General features: G+C 60.7%; 17 protein-coding genes and 1 riboswitch. Of the genes, 6 read left to right on the top strand and 11 right to left on the bottom strand.

From position 1 onward, the window contains the following. Nucleotides 1-42: 42 nt before the first annotated feature. Nucleotides 43-639 (bottom strand): outer membrane beta-barrel protein, encoded by a 597-nt coding sequence (locus AAHB08_RS10880; protein ID WP_406569503.1) that lies wholly within the window; start codon nucleotides 637-639, stop codon nucleotides 43-45. A 239-nt stretch (nucleotides 640-878) separates the two neighbouring features. Here AAHB08_RS10880 and AAHB08_RS10885 point away from each other — a divergent pair, with 239 nt between their 5' ends. After that, entirely contained in the window at nucleotides 879-1,517 is a 639-nt protein-coding gene (locus tag AAHB08_RS10885; protein WP_202047730.1) for an exopolysaccharide biosynthesis protein, read from the top strand. Nucleotides 1,518-1,591: 74 nt separating this feature from the next. Here AAHB08_RS10885 and AAHB08_RS10890 read toward each other — a convergent pair whose 3' ends face one another. After that, entirely contained in the window at nucleotides 1,592-2,482 is an 891-nt protein-coding gene (locus AAHB08_RS10890; RefSeq protein ID WP_202047731.1) for a sensor domain-containing diguanylate cyclase, read from the bottom strand. A 265-nt stretch (nucleotides 2,483-2,747) separates the two neighbouring features. Continuing rightward, on the bottom strand, nucleotides 2,748-3,335 hold the full coding sequence (locus tag AAHB08_RS10895) for a penicillin-binding protein activator LpoB (protein ID WP_202047732.1): 588 nt from the start codon (nucleotides 3,333-3,335) through the stop codon (nucleotides 2,748-2,750). Between the two features lie 223 nt (nucleotides 3,336-3,558). Between AAHB08_RS10895 and AAHB08_RS10900 the strand changes: the two genes are divergently transcribed. The 5 genes from AAHB08_RS10900 to AAHB08_RS10920 all read left to right on the top strand — a co-directional run bounded on the left by AAHB08_RS10900 (nucleotide 3,559) and on the right by AAHB08_RS10920 (nucleotide 7,785). Next, nucleotides 3,559-4,194: a Vat family streptogramin A O-acetyltransferase gene (locus tag AAHB08_RS10900; protein ID WP_342058928.1), complete on the top strand. Its 636-nt coding sequence runs from the start codon at nucleotides 3,559-3,561 to the stop codon at nucleotides 4,192-4,194. 123 nt (nucleotides 4,195-4,317) lie between these two features. Then, nucleotides 4,318-4,749 (top strand): GNAT family N-acetyltransferase, encoded by a 432-nt coding sequence (locus AAHB08_RS10905; RefSeq protein ID WP_342058929.1) that lies wholly within the window; start codon nucleotides 4,318-4,320, stop codon nucleotides 4,747-4,749. Between the two features lie 167 nt (nucleotides 4,750-4,916). Further along, complete coding sequence (locus AAHB08_RS10910; RefSeq protein WP_342058930.1) at nucleotides 4,917-5,333, top strand: GNAT family N-acetyltransferase; 417 nt, start codon at nucleotides 4,917-4,919, stop codon at nucleotides 5,331-5,333. Next, complete coding sequence (locus AAHB08_RS10915) at nucleotides 5,333-5,875, top strand: GNAT family N-acetyltransferase (RefSeq protein ID WP_342058931.1); 543 nt, start codon at nucleotides 5,333-5,335, stop codon at nucleotides 5,873-5,875. The genes AAHB08_RS10910 and AAHB08_RS10915 overlap by 1 nt, the downstream gene beginning before the upstream one ends. A gap of 236 nt (nucleotides 5,876-6,111) precedes the next feature. After that, the gene (locus tag AAHB08_RS10920; protein WP_342058932.1) at nucleotides 6,112-7,785 is read left to right on the top strand and encodes a hypothetical protein; all 1,674 of its coding nucleotides are present in this window, start codon (nucleotides 6,112-6,114) and stop codon (nucleotides 7,783-7,785) included. A 617-nt stretch (nucleotides 7,786-8,402) separates the two neighbouring features. Here the strand turns inward: AAHB08_RS10920 and thiH are convergent. The 8 genes from thiH to AAHB08_RS10960 all read right to left on the bottom strand — a co-directional run bounded on the left by thiH (nucleotide 8,403) and on the right by AAHB08_RS10960 (nucleotide 17,833). Then, nucleotides 8,403-9,542 (bottom strand): 2-iminoacetate synthase ThiH, encoded by a 1,140-nt coding sequence (gene thiH, locus AAHB08_RS10925; RefSeq protein WP_342058933.1) that lies wholly within the window; start codon nucleotides 9,540-9,542, stop codon nucleotides 8,403-8,405. Nucleotides 9,543-9,622: 80 nt separating this feature from the next. Further along, nucleotides 9,623-10,390, bottom strand: a complete 768-nt coding sequence (locus AAHB08_RS10930; RefSeq protein WP_342058934.1) for a thiazole synthase — start codon at nucleotides 10,388-10,390, stop codon at nucleotides 9,623-9,625. A 1-nt stretch (nucleotide 10,391) separates the two neighbouring features. After that, on the bottom strand, nucleotides 10,392-10,592 hold the full coding sequence (gene thiS / locus AAHB08_RS10935; RefSeq protein ID WP_005331003.1) for a sulfur carrier protein ThiS: 201 nt from the start codon (nucleotides 10,590-10,592) through the stop codon (nucleotides 10,392-10,394). Nucleotides 10,593-10,594: 2 nt separating this feature from the next. Beyond that, entirely contained in the window at nucleotides 10,595-11,374 is a 780-nt protein-coding gene (locus AAHB08_RS10940) for a HesA/MoeB/ThiF family protein (RefSeq protein ID WP_342058935.1), read from the bottom strand. Then, nucleotides 11,364-12,923: a thiamine phosphate synthase gene (gene thiE / locus AAHB08_RS10945; RefSeq protein ID WP_342058936.1), complete on the bottom strand. Its 1,560-nt coding sequence runs from the start codon at nucleotides 12,921-12,923 to the stop codon at nucleotides 11,364-11,366. The genes AAHB08_RS10940 and thiE overlap by 11 nt, the downstream gene beginning before the upstream one ends. Further along, nucleotides 12,920-14,914 carry a phosphomethylpyrimidine synthase ThiC gene (gene thiC / locus AAHB08_RS10950; protein WP_342058937.1) on the bottom strand — a complete coding sequence of 665 codons (1,995 nt, stop codon included), beginning with the start codon at nucleotides 14,912-14,914 and terminating at the stop codon, nucleotides 12,920-12,922. Before thiC ends, thiE begins: the two co-directional genes overlap by 4 nt. Before the next feature lie 268 nt (nucleotides 14,915-15,182). Further along, nucleotides 15,183-15,296, bottom strand: a riboswitch (TPP riboswitch). 275 nt (nucleotides 15,297-15,571) lie between these two features. Then, nucleotides 15,572-17,053: an aerolysin family beta-barrel pore-forming toxin gene (locus AAHB08_RS10955; protein ID WP_342058938.1), complete on the bottom strand. Its 1,482-nt coding sequence runs from the start codon at nucleotides 17,051-17,053 to the stop codon at nucleotides 15,572-15,574. Nucleotides 17,054-17,356: 303 nt separating this feature from the next. Then, a complete protein-coding gene (locus tag AAHB08_RS10960; RefSeq protein ID WP_342058939.1) occupies nucleotides 17,357-17,833 on the bottom strand; it encodes a hypothetical protein in 477 nt (158 codons plus the stop codon). Nucleotides 17,834-17,875 lie beyond the last annotated feature (42 nt).

The following is a 17,875-nucleotide window of genomic DNA, read 5'->3' on the forward strand; positions in this document are numbered from 1 at the left end:
GTCTCACCTTCGGCATCCTATAAACCGGCCCAAAGCGCGGGCTCAGAACCTCAGGGTCAAGCCGATATTGGCCTGCCACTGGGTGAGCAGATCCCCCCGCACCCGGAAGGCGCAGACCTCGGGGTTGCAGAGAAACGCGCTGTCGTCGTTGAGCAGGGAGCCGTAGCCGCGCACCTCGGCCCGCAGCGCCAGATGTTGCCCCAGGCGCGGCTGCACCCCGAGCGCCAGGGACATGGAGGGGGCCGTCTCGCTGTCATAGGCATCGAAGCGGGTCACCCCGATCCCGGCGCCGAGATAGGGTGCCATCAGGTTGTCCGAGAGGGTCAGTGCCCCGGCGAAGTGCAGGGTATCCACCGTCAGCCTGTCCGGCTGATCCGGGGAGATGGGGGTGGACTGATGGCTGTAGAGCAGCTCCACCATGCCGGGATCATCCACCTCCCGGCTGATGAAGAGGCCCCAGTTGCCCGAGCTCTCCCCTTGCAGTGAGTCGATGCCGGTCGAGTGCGGCGTGGGAGCGGGTTCATCCATGGCCTCGAAGTCGATGGACGAGCTGTAACCCAGGAAAGGGGTCAGCTGCCAGCCCGAGGCGGCGGGCTCGGCCGCCCAGCCCGTCAGCGGCAAGCACAGTCCCAGCATCATCATCGCTCGCGTCACGCTCTTCTCCCGGTTGTATGGATTGCGTCAAAAGCATATCAGAGCCCGTTCCATCCGACCCTTGACGGGGGCTGTATCGTCCCGTTTTGGCGGCCCGCCCCCGTTCCCCGCCCTCTCTTTTCATCAAAGCTTGCGCCGGCTCACATTATTCATCTGGGATTAACCTCTGCCACGTAAGCTGTCGGCGCCACAGAGGTGGCGTTAACAGGACGAGGATCTCAGGAATGGTTGCCGCGCAACTCAACGACCCACAAAGCACGCTCTCCGATACCCTGAGGGCCACCGCCCACGCCATCGAGGAGAGCCACATCAGCCTGCGCCAGATGCTGGCTCTGGTGGGGGAGCAGGGCATGCTGCTGTTTTGTGTGCTGCTCACCGTTCCCTTCCTGCTGCCGGTCTCCATCCCCGGCGTCAGCACGCCGTTTGGGCTCCTGATCCTCTTCATCGGCGTCGGCATCACCCTCAACCGGGTGCCCTGGCTGCCCGCCGTCCTGATGGAGCGGCGCTTCGCCGCCGAGCACATCAAACCGGCCCTGCACAAGGGGGCGGATCTGCTGGCCCGCATCGACCGCCTCATCCGGCCGCGCCTGCTGATCCTGACCGGCAGTTACGCCATCAACCGCTGCAACGGCCTGCTGATCATGCTGGCGGCCCTGCTGCTGATGCTGCCGCTCGGCGCCATTCCCTTCACCAACGCCATGCCCGCCTGGGCCATCTTGCTGCTGGCCATCGGCATGTTGCAGCGGGACGGTCTCTTCGTCGCCCTCGGCTACGCCCTGGTGAGCGCCACCCTGGTCTGGTTCAGCGTGCTGGCCATAGGCCTGCTGATGGCGGGCCAGAACATCTCGACGCTGTTTGGCTAAGACGAGCGCAGATGCAGACAAACGAAGGAGGGCGACACAGGGTCGCCCTCCTTCGTTGCAAGCCCGGGTGCTTTTCAGGGATCCCCGTCGTGGGCCACCTGGTTGCGCCCGCCCCGCTTGGCCCGATAGAGCCACTCGTCCGCCCGGGCCAGCACGGCGCTGAGCTCCTCCCCCGGGCGGATCAAGGTGGTGCCCAGGCTCACGGTGACGGGGGCCGGATCTGGCGCCATGGCCGCCACAGCGGCGCGGATCCGCTCCGCCACCTTCAGCAATATCCCCTCGTCTATCTGCGGCAGCAGGATCAGAAACTCCTCGCCGCCGCTGCGCACGAACAGATCCTCCCCCCGCAGCTGGGCGGACACGCACTCGCAGACCCGGCACAGCACCCTGTCCCCGGCCTGGTGACCGTAACGGTCGTTGATCTGCTTGAAGTGATCGAGATCCAGCATGATGAGGCCGGTGAGCGGCTGGCCCTGCACCCTCTGGTGGTATTGATCGAAGAAGAAGTGGCGATTGTAGAGGCCGGTCAGCTGATCCGTCTCCCCGAGCCGCTTGAGCCGCAGTTGCAGCTCGTGCTGGCGGGTGATGTTGCGGGTCATCCAGGCCACGGCCCGCTTGCCGTCGTAGAGGGAGGGCAGCGGCGCTATCTTGCCCTCGAAGCGCTGCATCCCCTGGGGCCCCGCCTCGGCATCTATGCCCTCCACCTCGGCGGGAGAGAGATCGTACTCCACCACCTGCACCTGGCCGCCGGCCAGGGCTCGCGCCACCTGCTCCATCACCCAGAACGCCTTGTCTGCCGGCAGCACGTCGAACAACCGCTTGCCGATCAGGGGGTTGCCATCCTGATATGACTGCTGCTCCACCCCGCCTATGTACTCGATGTAATGACCATCTTCACTGAGGATGAAGACGGGGTCGGGCAACTGGGTCATCACTTCATAGAGTTGTGCCACTGAGAGAGCCATCTGTGCTCCTTTTAATCTGCGGGGAGGGCCCTGTGCTGTCTGTTATAGACGCCCCGTTCAGTATCGCATACGGCCAGAATGTCGTGGCTGCGCCACAGGTGTGGTAGTGAACGGCTATTTCCCCGGACCCGCCTTCGGTACCCGCAGAGGGGATATGGCGCCACTCGGCCCATGACAGGCGCTCGCAACGAGCACGCTGGCGCCTTGAAACGAAAACGCCATCGAGAGGGGCTCGATGGCGTTTTCGGTGGCCGGGATGAGGGGATCAGCGGCTGGCGGAGCGGCTCCCGCTCCAGAGCAGCTCGCCGCTCTTGAGATCCATCAGGCTCATGGCGAGGCGGTAGCGGCTCCCCTCGGAGAGAAGATCCCCGTAGAGCATGTAACCGGCCCCGGTCTGGCGACCCAGACGCACCAGGGAGGCGGGGTTCATGCCCCCCTGCTGGTACTCGAGCTGACCCGTGATGGCCGCCACCTGGCCGGGATCCGCGAAGCGAAAGCCGCTGTTTGCCTGAATGCGCTGGCTCATGGCCACCGCCATGGGCTGGGTACTGAAGGGCTCCCCTGTGCCGTTCTGGGGCGCCATCAGCAGCAGCACTGGGCTGCCATCCTGGCTCAGCGCCTGCACCTCGGGGGCCTTCAGGAAGGCATCCGCCATGGCGAGCGCCAAGCCGGTCGGGGCCACGGGTGCGGGTGCTGGCACCGGCTCTGCCTGGTCAGGCTCGGCCACAGGTTTCTCTGGCTGGCTCACCGGCTTGTCCGGCTCGCCGACCGGCGCGGGCGTCCCCCCATAGGGATTGACCGCACAGCCACCCAGCAAGAGGGCACCCACCATCAACAAGGAACGCAGCTTCATCTTTTCTCTCCACCGGAAGTGCGCAAGGCGCACTTCGTCAACCATCCATTTTGACGGAGCCCGGCTCCGCCTCCCCTTCATGCTAGAGACAAACCGGCCCCGGGTCGATGCGCATATGGAACGGGGACGACAAAGGCTGGCGAACCGGGGCGTACAAAAAGGTGGCAAGGGGCCGTCCGGTTCCGTTAGGGTATCCTGAGCCCAGATCCCAGAGGAGCACCCCATGCACGGACCCGATCCCGCCAATCCCCACCCCATGGAGGGCTTCCCCCAGGTGTGCTTTATCAAGAACACCATCAAGGGGCCCAATATCGAGGTGGGCGACTACAGCTACTACGACGACCCGGAGGATTCCGCAGGCTTTGAGCGCAACGTCCTCTATCACTTCCCCTTCATCGGCGACAAGCTGATCATCGGCAAGTTCTGCGCCATCGCTCGCGGGGTCAAGTTCATCATGAACGGCGCCAACCACCAGACCTCCGGTTTCTCCACCTACCCCTTCTTCATCTTCGGCAACGGCTGGGAGAGCGCCGCCCCCGCACCGGGCACCCTCCCCTACAAGGGAGATACCCTTATCGGCAACGACGTCTGGATTGGCTATGAGGCCCTGATCATGCCGGGCGTCAGGGTCGGCAACGGTGCCATCATCGCCGCCCGCTCCGTGGTCACCACCGACGTGCCCGACTACGCCGTGGTCGGCGGCAACCCCGCCAAGCTGATCCGCTACCGCTTCGACGACGACACCATAGCCCGTCTCAACGCCCTCGCCTGGTGGGACTGGCCGGTGGAGCGGATCAGCCGGAATTTGAACTTGATCAGCGGCGGGGACATTGGCGAGTTGGAGAGGGTGGGGTTATAGCTACCCACCTGGAGGCATCGAGGAGATGCCTCCCCATACAGCCCTGGAGAGCACGCATCCCTCTCCCGGATCAGTGCGTTACATGGGAATTTAAAACCATCAGGTCCCACTGGAGTTATCAACATGACCACACCCGCTTTCACTGTCGTCCACTCAACACCGCCCGTCGAAACCTATCGCTATCTTCGAACCGCAGCCGGACTTAGCTCGAAGACTCTTGAGGCCGCAGAGCGTGGTCTGCCCAATACGCTGTTTGCCGTCCAGGTGTTTTGTGGCCAGACCGCCATCGGCATGGGTCGCATCATCGGAGATGGCGGGACATTTTATCAAGTGGTTGATATTGCGGTGCTGCCTGAATATCAGGGTCAAGGGGTAGGCAAAAAGATCATGACGGAGATCGCCGACTATATCGCCCGCGAGGTACCGGAGTCAGGCTATGTCAGCTTGTTGGCAGATGGGGAGGCTCATCGACTCTATCAGCAATTCGGTTTCTCGCTCACGGCGCCTGCCAGTGTTGGTATGGGGCTTAAGCGAATGGCCGCCGAAAAGACCTGACCATTCATTCACATCCATACCCAGGACAGCCATGTTGGGATATCCCCCTTCTTGTCTGCCTGGTGAAACAGGTCAGCCCGCACAGGTGGCACTGAACAGCCGCGGGCAGATAGCCGAGCTGGAAGCGGCAACCCGATAGAGACAACCACCATCAAGCAGGAAGCACTATGCAATTGACCACACCCCAACCCCCTCAGGACGATGAGATCGAAGCGCTGCGAGTTGGCCTCTCAGGCTACAACCTGGATCACGCCGGCACCCACCTGCGCGAGCGGATCGCCAGCTTTATCAAGGATGAACAGGGCAAGGTCCACGGCGGCATCATCGCCGACATCAAGTGGGGCTGGCTGCACGTCGACTGGCTCTGGATCGACGAAAGCATCCGCAAGGATGGCTGGGGCAGCCGCCTGCTCGGCGCCATGGAGCAGTACGCGCAGAGCAAGGGCATCACCAACTACCATCTGGAAACCACCAGCTTCCAGGCCCTCCCCTTCTACCAGAAGCAGGGTTACGAAGTCTTTGGCCAGCTGCCCGATTTGCCGCCGGGGCATATCAGTTACTTCCTGAAAAAGCAGGATAAGTGATGCCATTCCAGCGCCTTGCCAACGCCAATCTCGTTATTCGCCCGTTCGAAGCGGGCGATGCCGACGAGTTTGTCCGCGCGGCCCACGAATCCATCGAGACGGTCGGCAAATGGATGAGCTGGTGCACTCCCTCGTTCAACCGGGAGCAGGCGCTGGCCTGGTTTGCCAACTGCGATCAGGACCGCGGGGCGGGACGAGCTTTTGACATGGGCCTCTTCTGCGTCGCCACCGGACAGCTACTGGGTGGCGCTGGCATCAACCAGCTGGCCGCCCATCATCGCTACGGCAATATCGGCTATTGGGTGCGGCAGTCCCGGCAAGGCCAAGGCATCGCCCGGCAGGCAGTCGCCCTGCTGCGTGACTTTGGTTTTCAACAGTTGGGTCTATTTCGGCTGGAGATCGTGATGGGGGTTGGCAACACCGCCAGCGATGCTGTCGCCATTGCCGCCGGGGCCACCTTTGAATGCCGGGCCAGAAATCGTATCTTCCTTCATGACCAGCCTCTTGATGCGCATATCTATTCGCTTGTTCCCACGGACTGAAACCTATAACAAGGCGTATCCTGCCAGCTTATTCGAGGTGACCGAGCGATAGTTACAACCACTACTTTCTCAGCACCCCCCTTATTTACTACGCTCTAACTTAAGTGGTAGTGCCTCAATTTTTCATCGAATAACTCAGTTTATCACGGGAATATAAAGTCGCTTCAAATAGATATAGCATTGCATAAAAGCACTGCTTACAATGAGAATCTCGATAACTTTACCAGAGGTGTTTCGTGAATTTAGATAGTTTAATCACAGTCGCAGGATTGTTTGTTGCCGTTTATGCAATCACTCCAAGAGTAAGACTACTTGAAATATCGCTTAGGTTTGGAACGACTGGTTGGATAATATTATCCACATCATTATCACTTATCTTATACTTGCAGTTCTATAAAACGTTTCTAGTTCTCGGCTTGACACCTGGATTAAACCTATCTCGATGGTCAATAAATACATCCAACGCTTCATTTCTCATTATGCTTGTTACCGCTATTGTTTTATACGTATACATTAGAATTAAACGCTTCTCTCGTGTGGATGTAATGAAGTTCAGAGACTATATTTTTGAACTATCACGCGAGAAAAGATATTCTGAGTTATTTTCTTTGATTGAAGGAAACCTTGCGCAAGTAACTAAAACATACCACGATAGATTTCTACTATCCAGACTTAGATTTTACCTAGAAAAACGCGCCGCCAGTTACCCATCAATAACTTCGTTAAGCGACTCAGAACTCCAAGCATTGATTGATAGATTAGCAAATTCTCCGTCCAAAATAAACAAGCGATTATGCTCAACAATTGATGGATATTGGCGAAAACTCCTAACTGAACTGTCCAGAAGACTTCCAAACTATGAAAATGAAAAAACTGCTGCCAAGGAAATAATACATGAGCTTTTAATAAATAAAAATACAGTCAAAGCCATCACAGAGATAAAACCATATTTCGCACTCGACATACTATCTATAAAATTCAATGAAAATCATTACTTTATAGATACATATCTAAGGTATCTAGCTGAAGATACAAAAAGTATTATGTACCACGAAGTGCGAAACAATCAGAACTTAACACACCAACATTGCTATTCACTACCGAGCAGCAATAAGTTGCTACATTTTTTATTTGCAAACTGTAATGTTGCTGAAAGCTATGCTGTATATAAGCCTATAGGAGAGTTTGTTATAGTCTACTTAGATCGCCTCTACAGTGGCTCAATGCCAGATCCGTATAATGATCCTATAGGTGACTTTATTCAAAGCGGTCGATGGGATTCTGAGCTTTTTGTTGGCATTTCATTCTTCGACATTATGGTTACTAGCGCATTGTATCAAAACATTCAGTGGCATATGTGGCTTTATTACTACACGCACTTTGTTGAGCGCATAGTTAGAAATATCGCGCCTAACGAGAAACTTGTTAACCCACATGATGAGTGGCCGACTAGATATCATCGGGCACTATATGAGATAACATCATCTCTTTGCAAATGGGTTACAGCTGTTAGCGACATTGATTTATCTCAAGATAATATTAAATTACAGACGACATCGGCAACTCATGAAAATGGAAACATTCCAAAGAGTAGCATGCTAGCTCTAGGGAGAATATTCCAACTGATAATGTTGAGCGACAATATATTGGACACATTTAAATTATATCTGGCGGACATGATGTATCGTGGATATTTTAATCTTAAAAGTCAATCTAAAACAAATTCATATGCAAACGCATTTATAAATGCTATACGATGCGGTGGCTTCAGTACAATAGCACCTAATTATAAATATGCCGAATACCTACTATATGCGTTCGAAAAGTTTGATAGTATTCCATATGACAAAGACCTAACTAATGAATTACATGAAATACTTTTAGATAATGTCGCTCAAGCTAAATTGTAATATACGCAGTACCATTGGATATAATTAATGAGGTGAATTCACATCAATATATTAAAGTGGAGAAATGCTCTCCGCTTATTGCACCCTACGATTCCCCTGAGGTTATGGCAGGCACGGTCTTGGTTCCCCCTCTTATTCGCTGAGGCGAGCCCGCTTGTCCAGGCCGCGAGACAGGATGTCGAGCGAGCGGCGCCGGGCCATGGATGGCCCGTCGGCACGTGCCGTCGGACAAGCGGGTGAGCCGAAGGAACCCGACGAAGTCGGGCGAATAAGCGGGGGAAAAGACCTTTGGTGACTTTGGGTCTTTCCAAAGTCACTCGCCCCAGCCCGAAGGGCGGGCGAAACCCCTTAGAGGCCAGCGGCCTCGCATCCTGCACGGCGAAGCCGTGCCACCACACAACAGCCACTACCGCCAACGCCATACCTCGGAGCGGACGATTACGCCTACCGGCTAATCGACCCTACAACGGTGCGGCATGGCCGCATCAAGACCCCTCCCCAGCCCTCCCCTTCCCAGGGGAGGGAGCCAACGCATCGCTGCCAGCAAGACGCGAGACCGAACAGCGCCCAACCGTTATGCCGGGCGGCTGCCAGGCCAAAGGGGTGCCTGGCCGCCCCTATCGGCCCAAGAACGCCTCCCAGTCCTTAAACACCGGCTGCAACCCGGCCTGGCGCACGGCGGCGGCCACCTCTCCTACCGGCCTGTCGTCGTGGATGGCGAACTGCTCCAGCTCTTCCTTGTCTCCCTCCGCATAGCCGCCGGGCTGGGTGCGCGACTCCGCCGACATCTGGGTGATGCCAAGGCGCAGGGCGCCGTTGCGAAACGCCGGGGACTCCCGGGTGGAGAGGGACAGCTCCAGGGTCGGCGAGAAGAGGCGCCAGGCGCAGATAAGCTGCACCAGCTGACGGTCCGACATGGTCACCTCGGGCTCCAGCCCCCCGGTACAGGGGCGCAGGCGCGGGAAGGAGAGGGAATAGCGGCTCTGCCAGTGGTGGCGCTCCAGCCAGGCCAGGTGCTCTGCCACGAAGTAGCTGTCGGCGCGCCAGTCCGGTGACAGGCCGATCAGCGCCCCCAGGCCAATCTTGTCGATGCCGGCGCGCCCCAGCCGGTCCGGGGTGGCGAGACGCCACGCGATATCCTGCTTGTTGCCGCGCAGGTGATGGCGGGCGTAGGCGGGGGCGTGATAGGTCTCCTGGTAGACCATGACGGCATCCAGCCCCAGGGTCTTGAGCTCGGCATATTCGGCTTGCGACAGGGGCTGCACCTCCATCGCCAGGGTGCTGAAGTGGCGGCGGATCCGCGGCAGATGCTCGCGAAAGTAGTCCATGCCCACCTTGGTCTCGTGCTCGCCGGTCACCAGCAGCACGCTGTCGAAGCCGCGCGCCTTGAGGGCCAGACACTCGCGCTCTATCTCCTCGCTGTTCAGGGTCTTGCGCTTGAGGCGGTTGCTCATGGAGAAGCCGCAGTAGGAGCAGTCGTTGGCGCACAGGTTCGACAGATAGAGGGGCACATAGAAGCCCACTGTGTTGCCGAAACGCTGGCGGGTGAGGCGCTCAGCCAGCTCCGCCATCCGGGGCAGGAAGGGCTCGGCGGCCGGGGAGATCAGCGCCATAAAATCGCTCAGGGTGCGGCGGGAGGTAGTCAGCGCCCGTTCTACATCGGCCGCTGTTTTGGCACGGATCTGCATGCCGATATCGTCCCACTCCAGCTCCTGCCAGCGATCGAGAAAGGAGGGCTCCTTAGCCCTCACCCCCATCCCCTCTCCCAGAGGGAGAGGGGGGAAAATAGCCTCCCCTGACAAAGGGATGGTCGGGGTGGGGTCAATGGCATGCTGGCTCATAACGCCCCCAGGAAATCGGTCAGGGGGCTGGAGGCCTGGGCCTGGCTGCCGCGCGCCACGAGGCCCGCCTCATAGGCGCTGCGACCGGCCTCGCAGGCGAGCGCAAAGGCGCGGCCCATGGCCACCGGATCCCCGCTCACGGCGATGGCCGTGTTCACCAGCACGGCGTCGGCCCCCAGCTCGAAGGCGGCGGCGGCGTGGCTCGGGGCACCTATGCCCGCATCCACCACCACGGGGATATTGGCCTGTTCGATGATGATGGAGAGGAACTCCCGGGTCACCAGCCCCTGATTGGAGCCGATGGGGGCGCCCAGCGGCATCACGGCGGCGCAGCCCACCTCTTCGAGCCGTTTGCAGAGCACGGGATCGGCGCCGCAATAGGGCAGCACAACGAAACCCTCTTTCACCAGTTGTTCGGCGGCCTTGAGGGTCTCTATGGGGTCGGGCAGCAGGTATTTGGGATCGGGGTGGATCTCGAGTTTGAGCCAGTTCGTCCCCAGCGCCTCCCGGGCCAGGTGGGCGGCAAACACCGCCTCGGCGGCCGTCTTGGCCCCCGAGGTGTTGGGCAGCAGCTTGACCCCGAGGGCCAGCAGCGGAGTGAGGATATCGTCGTGGCGCTTGCCGGGCTCGAGGCGCTTGATGGCCATGGTCACCAGCTGGGAGCCGCTCGCCGCTATGGCGGCCGCCATCAGGTCGGGGCGGGCAAACTTGCCGGTGCCGGTGAAGAGGCGCGATGAGAAGGTATGGTTCGCTATGGTCAGCATCTCAGCCTCCGGCGATGGCGGTGAAAAGGTGGATCTCGTCCCCGTCATTGAGGCGGGTGTCTGGCCAGCGGCTGCGGGGCAGCACGGCGCCGTTGAGGGCCACCGCCACCCCCTGGGGGGCAATCTCCTGCACCGCCAGCAGCTCAGTCAGGCGCTGGCCGGTGGGCAGCGTCAGCTCGATATCGTTCAATCGGATCTTCATGGTTAATCCTTCAGGGCCGGGTTGGTGCTGCCGCAGACCGGGCAGTCGGGGTCGGCGGGCAGTTGCAGGCACTGCCACTCATGGGTCAGGGCATCGAAACGGCGCAGGGTGCCTGCCACCGGGCTGGGGCGCCCGAGCAGCAGCTTGAGCGCTTCCAGCGCCTGCAGGGAACCCATCACCCCCACCAGGGGGCCGGTGACGCCGCTGCTCTGGCAACTCTCCCTTACTTCGGTATCCGCCGGGTAGAGGCAGGCGTAGCAGGCATGCTCAGGGGCGCTGCGCACCATCAGCTGACCCTGCCAGCCGACGGCAGCCGCCGAGATCCAGGGCTTGCCCTGCTCGACGCAGGCGGCGTTGATGGCGTGGCGGCTGGCGAGGTTGTCGCAGCAGTCGACAACCAGATCCACCTCGGCCACAAACTCCGGCAGGCTGGCCCCATCGAGGCGCTGGTTGATGGCTATCAGCTCCACATGGGGGTTGTGGGCCGCCAACCGCTCCCTGGCCAGCTCCGCCTTGGAGCGGCGCAGCCCCTCCCCGTCGAACAGGATCTGGCGCGGCAGGTTGCTGGAATCCAGGGTGTCGCCATCGGCGAGCCACAGCGTCCCCACCCCGGCCCCGGCCAGATAGAGGGCGAGCGGCGAGCCGAGGCCGCCGAGGCCGACGATCAGCACCGACTTGGCTTTCAGCCTCACCTGCCCCTCTTCCCCTATCTCGGCCAGCATCAGCTGCCTGCCGTATCTCAGGTACTCTTCGTCGCTCAGCGACGCCTCGTCAGAGAGCATGTGCCACCTCCTTTGCCGGGATGGCGGAGCACGCCGGATCTCCGGCCCCCACGGCAGCCAGCAGGCGGGCGGTCGCCCCCCGCCAGTCGTCGCTCCCTGTGATGGCCGAGACCAGGGCTATGCTGCCGACCCCGCTCTCCTTGACCACCGCCACGCGATCCTCGCCGATGCCGCCGATGGCGACCGTGGGCCACTGCGCCATCAGGGCTCGGTAGTGGTGCAGCCGCACCAGCCCCTGGGGGCGGGACGGCATCTGCTTGGTATTGGTGGGGAAGATATGGCCGAGCGCGATATAGGAGGGGGCGAGTTCGCGGGCCCGCATCAGCTCGAAGTAGCCGTGGGTGGATATGCCAAGGCGCAGGCCGGCGGCCTGAATGGCGGCGAGATCCGCCGTTTCCATGTCCTCCTGACCCAGATGCACGCCGTAAGCGCCCGCGGCTATGGCCTGCTGCCAGTAGTCGTTGATAAAGAGCCGGGCCCCGAAGCGGCGCCCCAGGGCCACCGCCTCGGCGATCGCCGGCGCCACCTGGGCGGCGGGCAGCGCCTTGATGCGCAGTTGCAGTGTCCTGACCCCGGCTTCCAGCAGCCGCTCCAGCCACGGCACCGAATCCACTACCGGGTAGAGGCCGAGACAGTGTTCGGTCGGGGCAAAGGGCCCCTCGGGCAGGCGTGCGCTGCTTGTCTCATAAAGTCCGAAGCGGCGATCCAGCGTTGATCCTGCCAGCACGGCCCGGGGGAACTGGCCGAGATCCCCGGGCCAGCCGAGGTGGGCGATGGGGCCGGGGCCCGCTCCCACCCCCTGCGCCCCTGCCAGCCCTTGCTGCAGATAGGCGCGCGCCAGGGTGATGGCATCCTCCACCGGATAATCCAGCGCCACCACAGCCGCGATGGCGCTGGCGTAACAGCAGCCGGTGCCGTGACCGTGGCGGGTATCGAGCCGTGGCGCCGCCAGCCAGAACTCGCGGTGCTCGTCCTGGTAGTAGTCCAGACAGAGATCCCCGCTCCACTCAAGGTGACCGCCCTTCACCAGCACGGCGCGGGCACCGAGTTCACGCAGCCGGGCCGCGCCCGCCCTTAACAGAGCGGGGCTGGTCGCCGGAATGCCGGTCAGGGCTTCCAGCTCGGGGCCGTTGGGGGTGATGAGCGACAAACGGGGCAGCAGGTGCTCGCGCACCGCCGCCAGCATGTTGGGCTCCGCCATGGGGGTGCCTGTGCTGGCGATGGCCACGGGGTCATAGACCACGAAGGGGGCGCTTATCGTATCGAGCCGCCGGGCCAGCACCTCCACATGGAGCCGGGTCGGCAGCAGACCGATCTTGATGGCGGCCGGGGGCAGATCGACGCCGAGGGCGTCGATCTGGGCGCAGAAGGTCTGCATCAGCACAGGATCCACCATCTTCACCGCCACCGAATTCTGGGCGGTGATGGCGGAGATGACCGAGCAGCCGTGCACCCCGAGGGCGTGCAGGCTGTGCAGATCGGCCTGAATGCCGGCACCGCCCCCCGAGTCTGAACCGGCTATGGTCCAGACGATGGGTTTGCTGCTCATGCTTCTTCCCGCTCCTCTTTGAGGGCGGCCGCCTGATGGTAGAGCTCGCCCCCCTTCTCCTTGAAGGTCTCCGCCATGCGGTGCATGCCGCTTTCCACCTCGGCCACCACCCGCTCCTGCTGGCCATCCATGCCTACCAGTTTCACCTCGACCGCTTCCAGCTTGGCGGCGTAGTCGCGCACGTCCTGGGTGATCTTCATGGAGCAGAACTTGGGGCCGCACATGGAGCAGAAGTGGGCCACCTTGCCGGACTCCTGGGGCAGGGTCTCGTCGTGGTAGGCACGGGCGGTCTCGGGATCCAGCGCCAGGTTGAACTGATCCTCCCAGCGGAACTCGAAGCGCGCCTTGGACATGGCGTTGTCGCGGATCTGGGCGCCCGGGTGCCCCTTGGCGAGATCCGCGGCGTGGGCGGCGATCTTGTAGGTGATGAGGCCCTGCTTCACGTCCTCCTTGTTCGGCAGCCCCAGGTGCTCCTTGGGGGTGACGTAGCAGAGCATGGCGCAGCCGTACCAGCCGATCATGGCGGCGCCTATGCCGGAGGTGAAGTGATCGTAGCCGGGGGCTATGTCGGTGGTGAGCGGGCCCAGGGTGTAGAAGGGCGCCTCGTGGCAGTGCTCCAGCTGCTCCGTCATGTTGCGCTCTATCATGTGCATGGGCACATGACCCGGCCCCTCTATCATCACCTGGACGTCGTACTCCCAGGCGATTTTGGTCAGCTCCCCCAGGGTGTGCAGCTCGGCGAACTGGGCCTCGTCGTTGGCGTCATAGACGGAACCCGGACGCAGGCCGTCGCCGAGGGACAAGGCCACGTCATAGGCGGCGCAGATCTCGCAGATCTCGCGGAAATGCTGATAGAGGAAGTTCTCCTTGTGGTGAGAGAGGCACCACTTGGCCATGATGCTGCCGCCACGGGAGACGATGCCGGTGAGGCGCTTGGCGGTCATGGGCACGTAGCGCAGCAGCACGCCGGCGTGGATAGTGAAGTAGTCCACCCCCTGCTCGGCCTGCTCCAGCAGGGTGTCGCGGAACAGCTCCCAGGTGAGATCCTCGGCGATGCCGTTGGTCTTCTCCAGCGCCTGGTAGATGGGCACGGTACCGATGGGCACAGGGCTGTTGCGCAGTATCCACTCCCGGGTCTCGTGGATGTAGCGGCCGGTGGAGAGATCCATGACGGTGTCGGCGCCCCAGCGGGTGGACCAGACCAGCTTCTCCACCTCCTCCTCGATGCTGGAGGTGACCGCCGAGTTGCCTATGTTGGCGTTGATCTTCACCAGGAAGTTGCGGCCGATGATCATGGGCTCCGCTTCCGGGTGGTTGATGTTGCTGGGGATGATGGCGCGGCCGGCGGCCACCTCGTCGCGCACGAATTCGGGGGTAATGTTCTCGGGCAGGCGGGCGCCGAAGCCCTGACCCGGATGCTGGCGCAGCAGCAGTTCTGAGCGCACCCGCTCGCGACCCATGTTCTCGCGAATGGCGATGAACTCCATCTCCGGAGTGACCATCCCCTGACGGGCATAGTGCAGTTGGGTCACCCATTTGCCCGCCTTGGCGCGGCGCGGTTTCGGCAGATGCTCGAAACGCAGGTGATCCAGCCCCTCGTCGGCGAGGCGCTCCTGGGTGAAGGCGGAGCTGAGACCATCCAGGGCTTCGGTGTCGCCCCGCTCCAGCACCCAGTTTTCACGCAGGCGCGGCAGACCGCGGCGCACGTCTATCTCGGCACGCTCGTCCCCATAGGCCCCCGAGGTGTCGTAGACGGGCACGGGAGCGTTCGGCTCGAACTGGGGGGCTTCCTTGCTGCCGCCGACCAGGGTGTCGGCCAGGACTATCTCCCGCAGCCCCACCCGGATGTCGGGACGGGAACCCTGGATGAAGATGCGTCTGGAGTTGGGATGGGCCATGCCCTTGAGGCTGTCGATAAAGGCCTGGGCACTGGAGCGCTGCTCCCGGCGGCTGGCGGGCACGGACTTGCTGTTTTCAGAAGAGGTAGACATAGCAAAACTCACATTAACTGGTTGAAGTTATGGGTGTTTGCTTGTCTGGAGTTCGAGGAGAAGTGATGAACTTGCAATCTGGGTGCGCTCTCAAGAGGGAGCGAGCGCGGGATGGATCATCCCTGCTCTGCCGTCCCGCCCCCCTTGCGGGGGACATTCGCCGCCCTGACGGGCAAGCGGTGGGACGACCTCCCTCCTGTGCGCCTGTTCTTGCCCTGGGCTTCCCCTCAAGGCAAGGGGGAAGTGGCTACTCCCCCGGCGCGGCAACTCGCAAGTTACCCTTGTTTCCCTTCGCAGGTCTTAACCTGATCAGGTTCCACGGATCCCGAATTAACGGTCTCAGCTTTGCGTCGTTCGACGGTCAGCACTCCGACAAGATGGCGCCAGTATAAGTGGGGAATTTGAAAGTACAAGGCATTAACACAGCCGACCAGTGGCGAAGCCAGACCAGGGTGGCGCCCTGACGGGCGAAGGAGCTGGTTGAATAGGCCAGTCCACTCTCATACCCACGAACGAGGCGGCTGACTCGCGGCCAGGACTGGTAACGCACTCAGACACGCCAAACCGAAGGCAGCGAAAAACGCTAAAAATGAGACTTTCCACAAATAAAAACCGGGCAAAAGCCCGGTTTTATAACACGTTGTCACTACCCTCGGATTACTGGTCGTTAGCGGGTTCCAGCTTGATCTGGACGTTGTCAAAGCCCAGCGCCGAGAGTTCGCTGGCATCCAGCGGCATCTCCAGACGCAACCCGCCGGTCTGGCCGTCGACGCTGCGAGCACGGCGCACCTTGCTATCACCCCCGATGGGCACGGCCGCACCTATCTCGATATTGCCGGCAAACTGGCTCTCGGCGTGGAAGTCACCCGTGATGCTGGCGCGCACCGGGCGCAGCACCCTGGCCAGGGCATTCTTCATGGTATCGGCACCGTTCTGTTGTATGGTCCAGTTCCAGTCCCACCACTTCACCTCACCCGGGATATAGCGCTTGTCCCACTGGTAACGGATGCTGCTCGCCTTGTCCTTGAACGGGCCTATGACGAAGCTGTGACTCTTGGTAGGCCGGTTATCCGGGTGAGTGTACCAGGCGTTGCCCCCCCAGCGCAGGAAGCCGTTCAAGGTGAGGTCATAGCTGACATCCGCCTTGAACTCGTAGGGGTAGGAGATGTTCGCCTTATAGAGCTCGATCTTGACCGGGATCTTGGCGTGGGCGGGCACGGTCGGGCGCGCCGACTGGGAGAGGGAGGCGGTGGTGGAGCCCCCGTCCTGCTGAGCCCAGGACTGGCTCGCGGCGATCTCGATGGAGAGTTCTGTCTCACCCACCAGGGGCCACTTGAACTTGTTCTTGGTGGAGACCTTCTCGCTCAGACCATAGGTGCTGGTCTTTGACCAGTTGGTGGCCGTGTCATAGCGCAGGGTCACGTCGTAACCGGACTGGGGGGTGTCGCTGTCGTTGATGGCCCAGCCCACTACCGTCTTGACCAGGGTACGATCGGACTGGGTCACCTCACCGTGGCTGAAGCTCTCGGGATCCAGGGTGTAGGCGAAGTTGCTGACCCGGATGCTGCTCTTCTCACCGCAGCGATAACCGTCGCAGCCACCGTCGTTGTTGCCGCGGATCAGCCAGCTGTCACCATCCTGGGTCACATCCATGTCCTCGCCCACATAGGGGCTGTGGTTACCACCGACCCAGGCGTAGCCGAGATAATGGGCGAGGTAGCTGGCAGGCTTGATGAGATTGGCGCTGTCATGCACCAGCCGCCATTGCACGTCCTTTTCATCGCCATCTGGAATATTCAGCGCAGGTAATACGGGTATTTCACTGGTGACCGGCTTGGTCGGATAACACCAGGTATCCGAGGCTGAACCGGGTTTTATTTCACCGTTATAACCCGATCCCATGATCACCCAGTTATTGGCCAATCCACTTATTTGCCACTGACCCATCATGCCCACAATATTATTGCGGACACTCTGTGCCTCTTCCCGATTGATCGGACGATAGTTGGCACCACAGACCTCTTTCCCGAGCGAGAAGAGACGCAGTTGATCAGGATAGATTGGCTCTGCCCCATGGGCCTGGCTCATCAACAGCGTCGAAATGGTCAACGCCAAACCCGTTATTTTTAGTTTATCCATAGCTCCCCCAATATTGTAGGTATAGGCATGCAAATGATATTTATCTCGCTGCATGCCAGGGGGACAATATCAGTCAAAAAAAGCAACGAATGCGATCGAATCCACATTTTAATTATTCTAAAAAGGCATCCACACAATTAATAGGCAGGGTATCAATTAATGACAAAACAAATATCAGAGTTATTACTTTATTATTTAATTTATAATTTACGTGGTGTTAAAGGTTTTAATTATTGAATGTAAACGTCAGCGGCATCGGCCAGATGAAATATCAGCCAGATGACTGCGTTATATCCTGGCTATTTATTCGGGATTCTCTTCCGGGTTGGGGATCAGGATCTCGGTCAGGCGGCCCTCATCATCCCGGCTCAGCACCAGTCTGCGACCCGGTTGCAGATCGGCGCGGCTGCCGTTCACCCAGCGGGTACCGGCATCAAACACCAGCACCCCCAGCTGCTGCAGCAGCAGGCTCTCTCCTGCGGTGGCGACCAGCCTGTCCTCCGCCCGCAGCCACTGGCTGCTCTGGGCCGGATCTGGCGCCGTGGCGAGTACCCGGATCTGCTCGGCCACGCCGTACCGGCTCTGGATGGCGAGGCGCATGCCGGGCCTGAGATCGTCAAACTGCGCCGCCCCGATCAGGGTGGCGCTGCCGAGCTCCAGCTCGGCCCCCTGGAACTGCAGGCGGATGCCGTCGTTGTGCTCCAGCTCCACCAGCCAGAGTTCGGACTCGTCGGCAAGGGCGTGAAAGGAGAGCAGCAGGAACAAGGCGGTTCTGGTCATAGCAAGCAGGCCCATAGTCAACCCGGCAAGGAGGTTTAACTA

This window comes from Aeromonas sp. OTU364, assembly GCF_038440395.1.
Taxonomy (GTDB): Bacteria; Pseudomonadota; Gammaproteobacteria; order Enterobacterales; family Aeromonadaceae; genus Aeromonas.

Excerpts from the sequence above, each read along its gene's own strand:
- AAHB08_RS10880 (WP_406569503.1), bottom strand. The coding sequence starts at position 639 with ATGATGCTGGGACTGTGCTTGCCGCTGACGGGCTGGGCGGCCGAGCCC.
- AAHB08_RS10885 (WP_202047730.1), top strand. The coding sequence starts at position 879 with ATGGTTGCCGCGCAACTCAACGACCCACAAAGCACGCTCTCCGATACC.
- AAHB08_RS10890 (WP_202047731.1), bottom strand. The coding sequence starts at position 2,482 with ATGGCTCTCTCAGTGGCACAACTCTATGAAGTGATGACCCAGTTGCCC.
- AAHB08_RS10895 (WP_202047732.1), bottom strand. The coding sequence starts at position 3,335 with ATGAAGCTGCGTTCCTTGTTGATGGTGGGTGCCCTCTTGCTGGGTGGC.
- AAHB08_RS10900 (WP_342058928.1), top strand. The coding sequence starts at position 3,559 with ATGCACGGACCCGATCCCGCCAATCCCCACCCCATGGAGGGCTTCCCC.
- AAHB08_RS10905 (WP_342058929.1), top strand. The coding sequence starts at position 4,318 with ATGACCACACCCGCTTTCACTGTCGTCCACTCAACACCGCCCGTCGAA.
- AAHB08_RS10910 (WP_342058930.1), top strand. The coding sequence starts at position 4,917 with ATGCAATTGACCACACCCCAACCCCCTCAGGACGATGAGATCGAAGCG.
- AAHB08_RS10915 (WP_342058931.1), top strand. The coding sequence starts at position 5,333 with ATGCCATTCCAGCGCCTTGCCAACGCCAATCTCGTTATTCGCCCGTTC.
- thiH (WP_342058933.1), bottom strand. The coding sequence starts at position 9,542 with ATGGGGGTGAGGGCTAAGGAGCCCTCCTTTCTCGATCGCTGGCAGGAG.
- AAHB08_RS10930 (WP_342058934.1), bottom strand. The coding sequence starts at position 10,390 with ATGCTGACCATAGCGAACCATACCTTCTCATCGCGCCTCTTCACCGGC.
- thiS (WP_005331003.1), bottom strand. The coding sequence starts at position 10,592 with ATGAAGATCCGATTGAACGATATCGAGCTGACGCTGCCCACCGGCCAG.
- AAHB08_RS10940 (WP_342058935.1), bottom strand. The coding sequence starts at position 11,374 with ATGCTCTCTGACGAGGCGTCGCTGAGCGACGAAGAGTACCTGAGATAC.
- thiE (WP_342058936.1), bottom strand. The coding sequence starts at position 12,923 with ATGAGCAGCAAACCCATCGTCTGGACCATAGCCGGTTCAGACTCGGGG.
- thiC (WP_342058937.1), bottom strand. The coding sequence starts at position 14,914 with ATGTCTACCTCTTCTGAAAACAGCAAGTCCGTGCCCGCCAGCCGCCGG.
- AAHB08_RS10955 (WP_342058938.1), bottom strand. The coding sequence starts at position 17,053 with ATGGATAAACTAAAAATAACGGGTTTGGCGTTGACCATTTCGACGCTG.
- AAHB08_RS10960 (WP_342058939.1), bottom strand. The coding sequence starts at position 17,833 with ATGACCAGAACCGCCTTGTTCCTGCTGCTCTCCTTTCACGCCCTTGCC.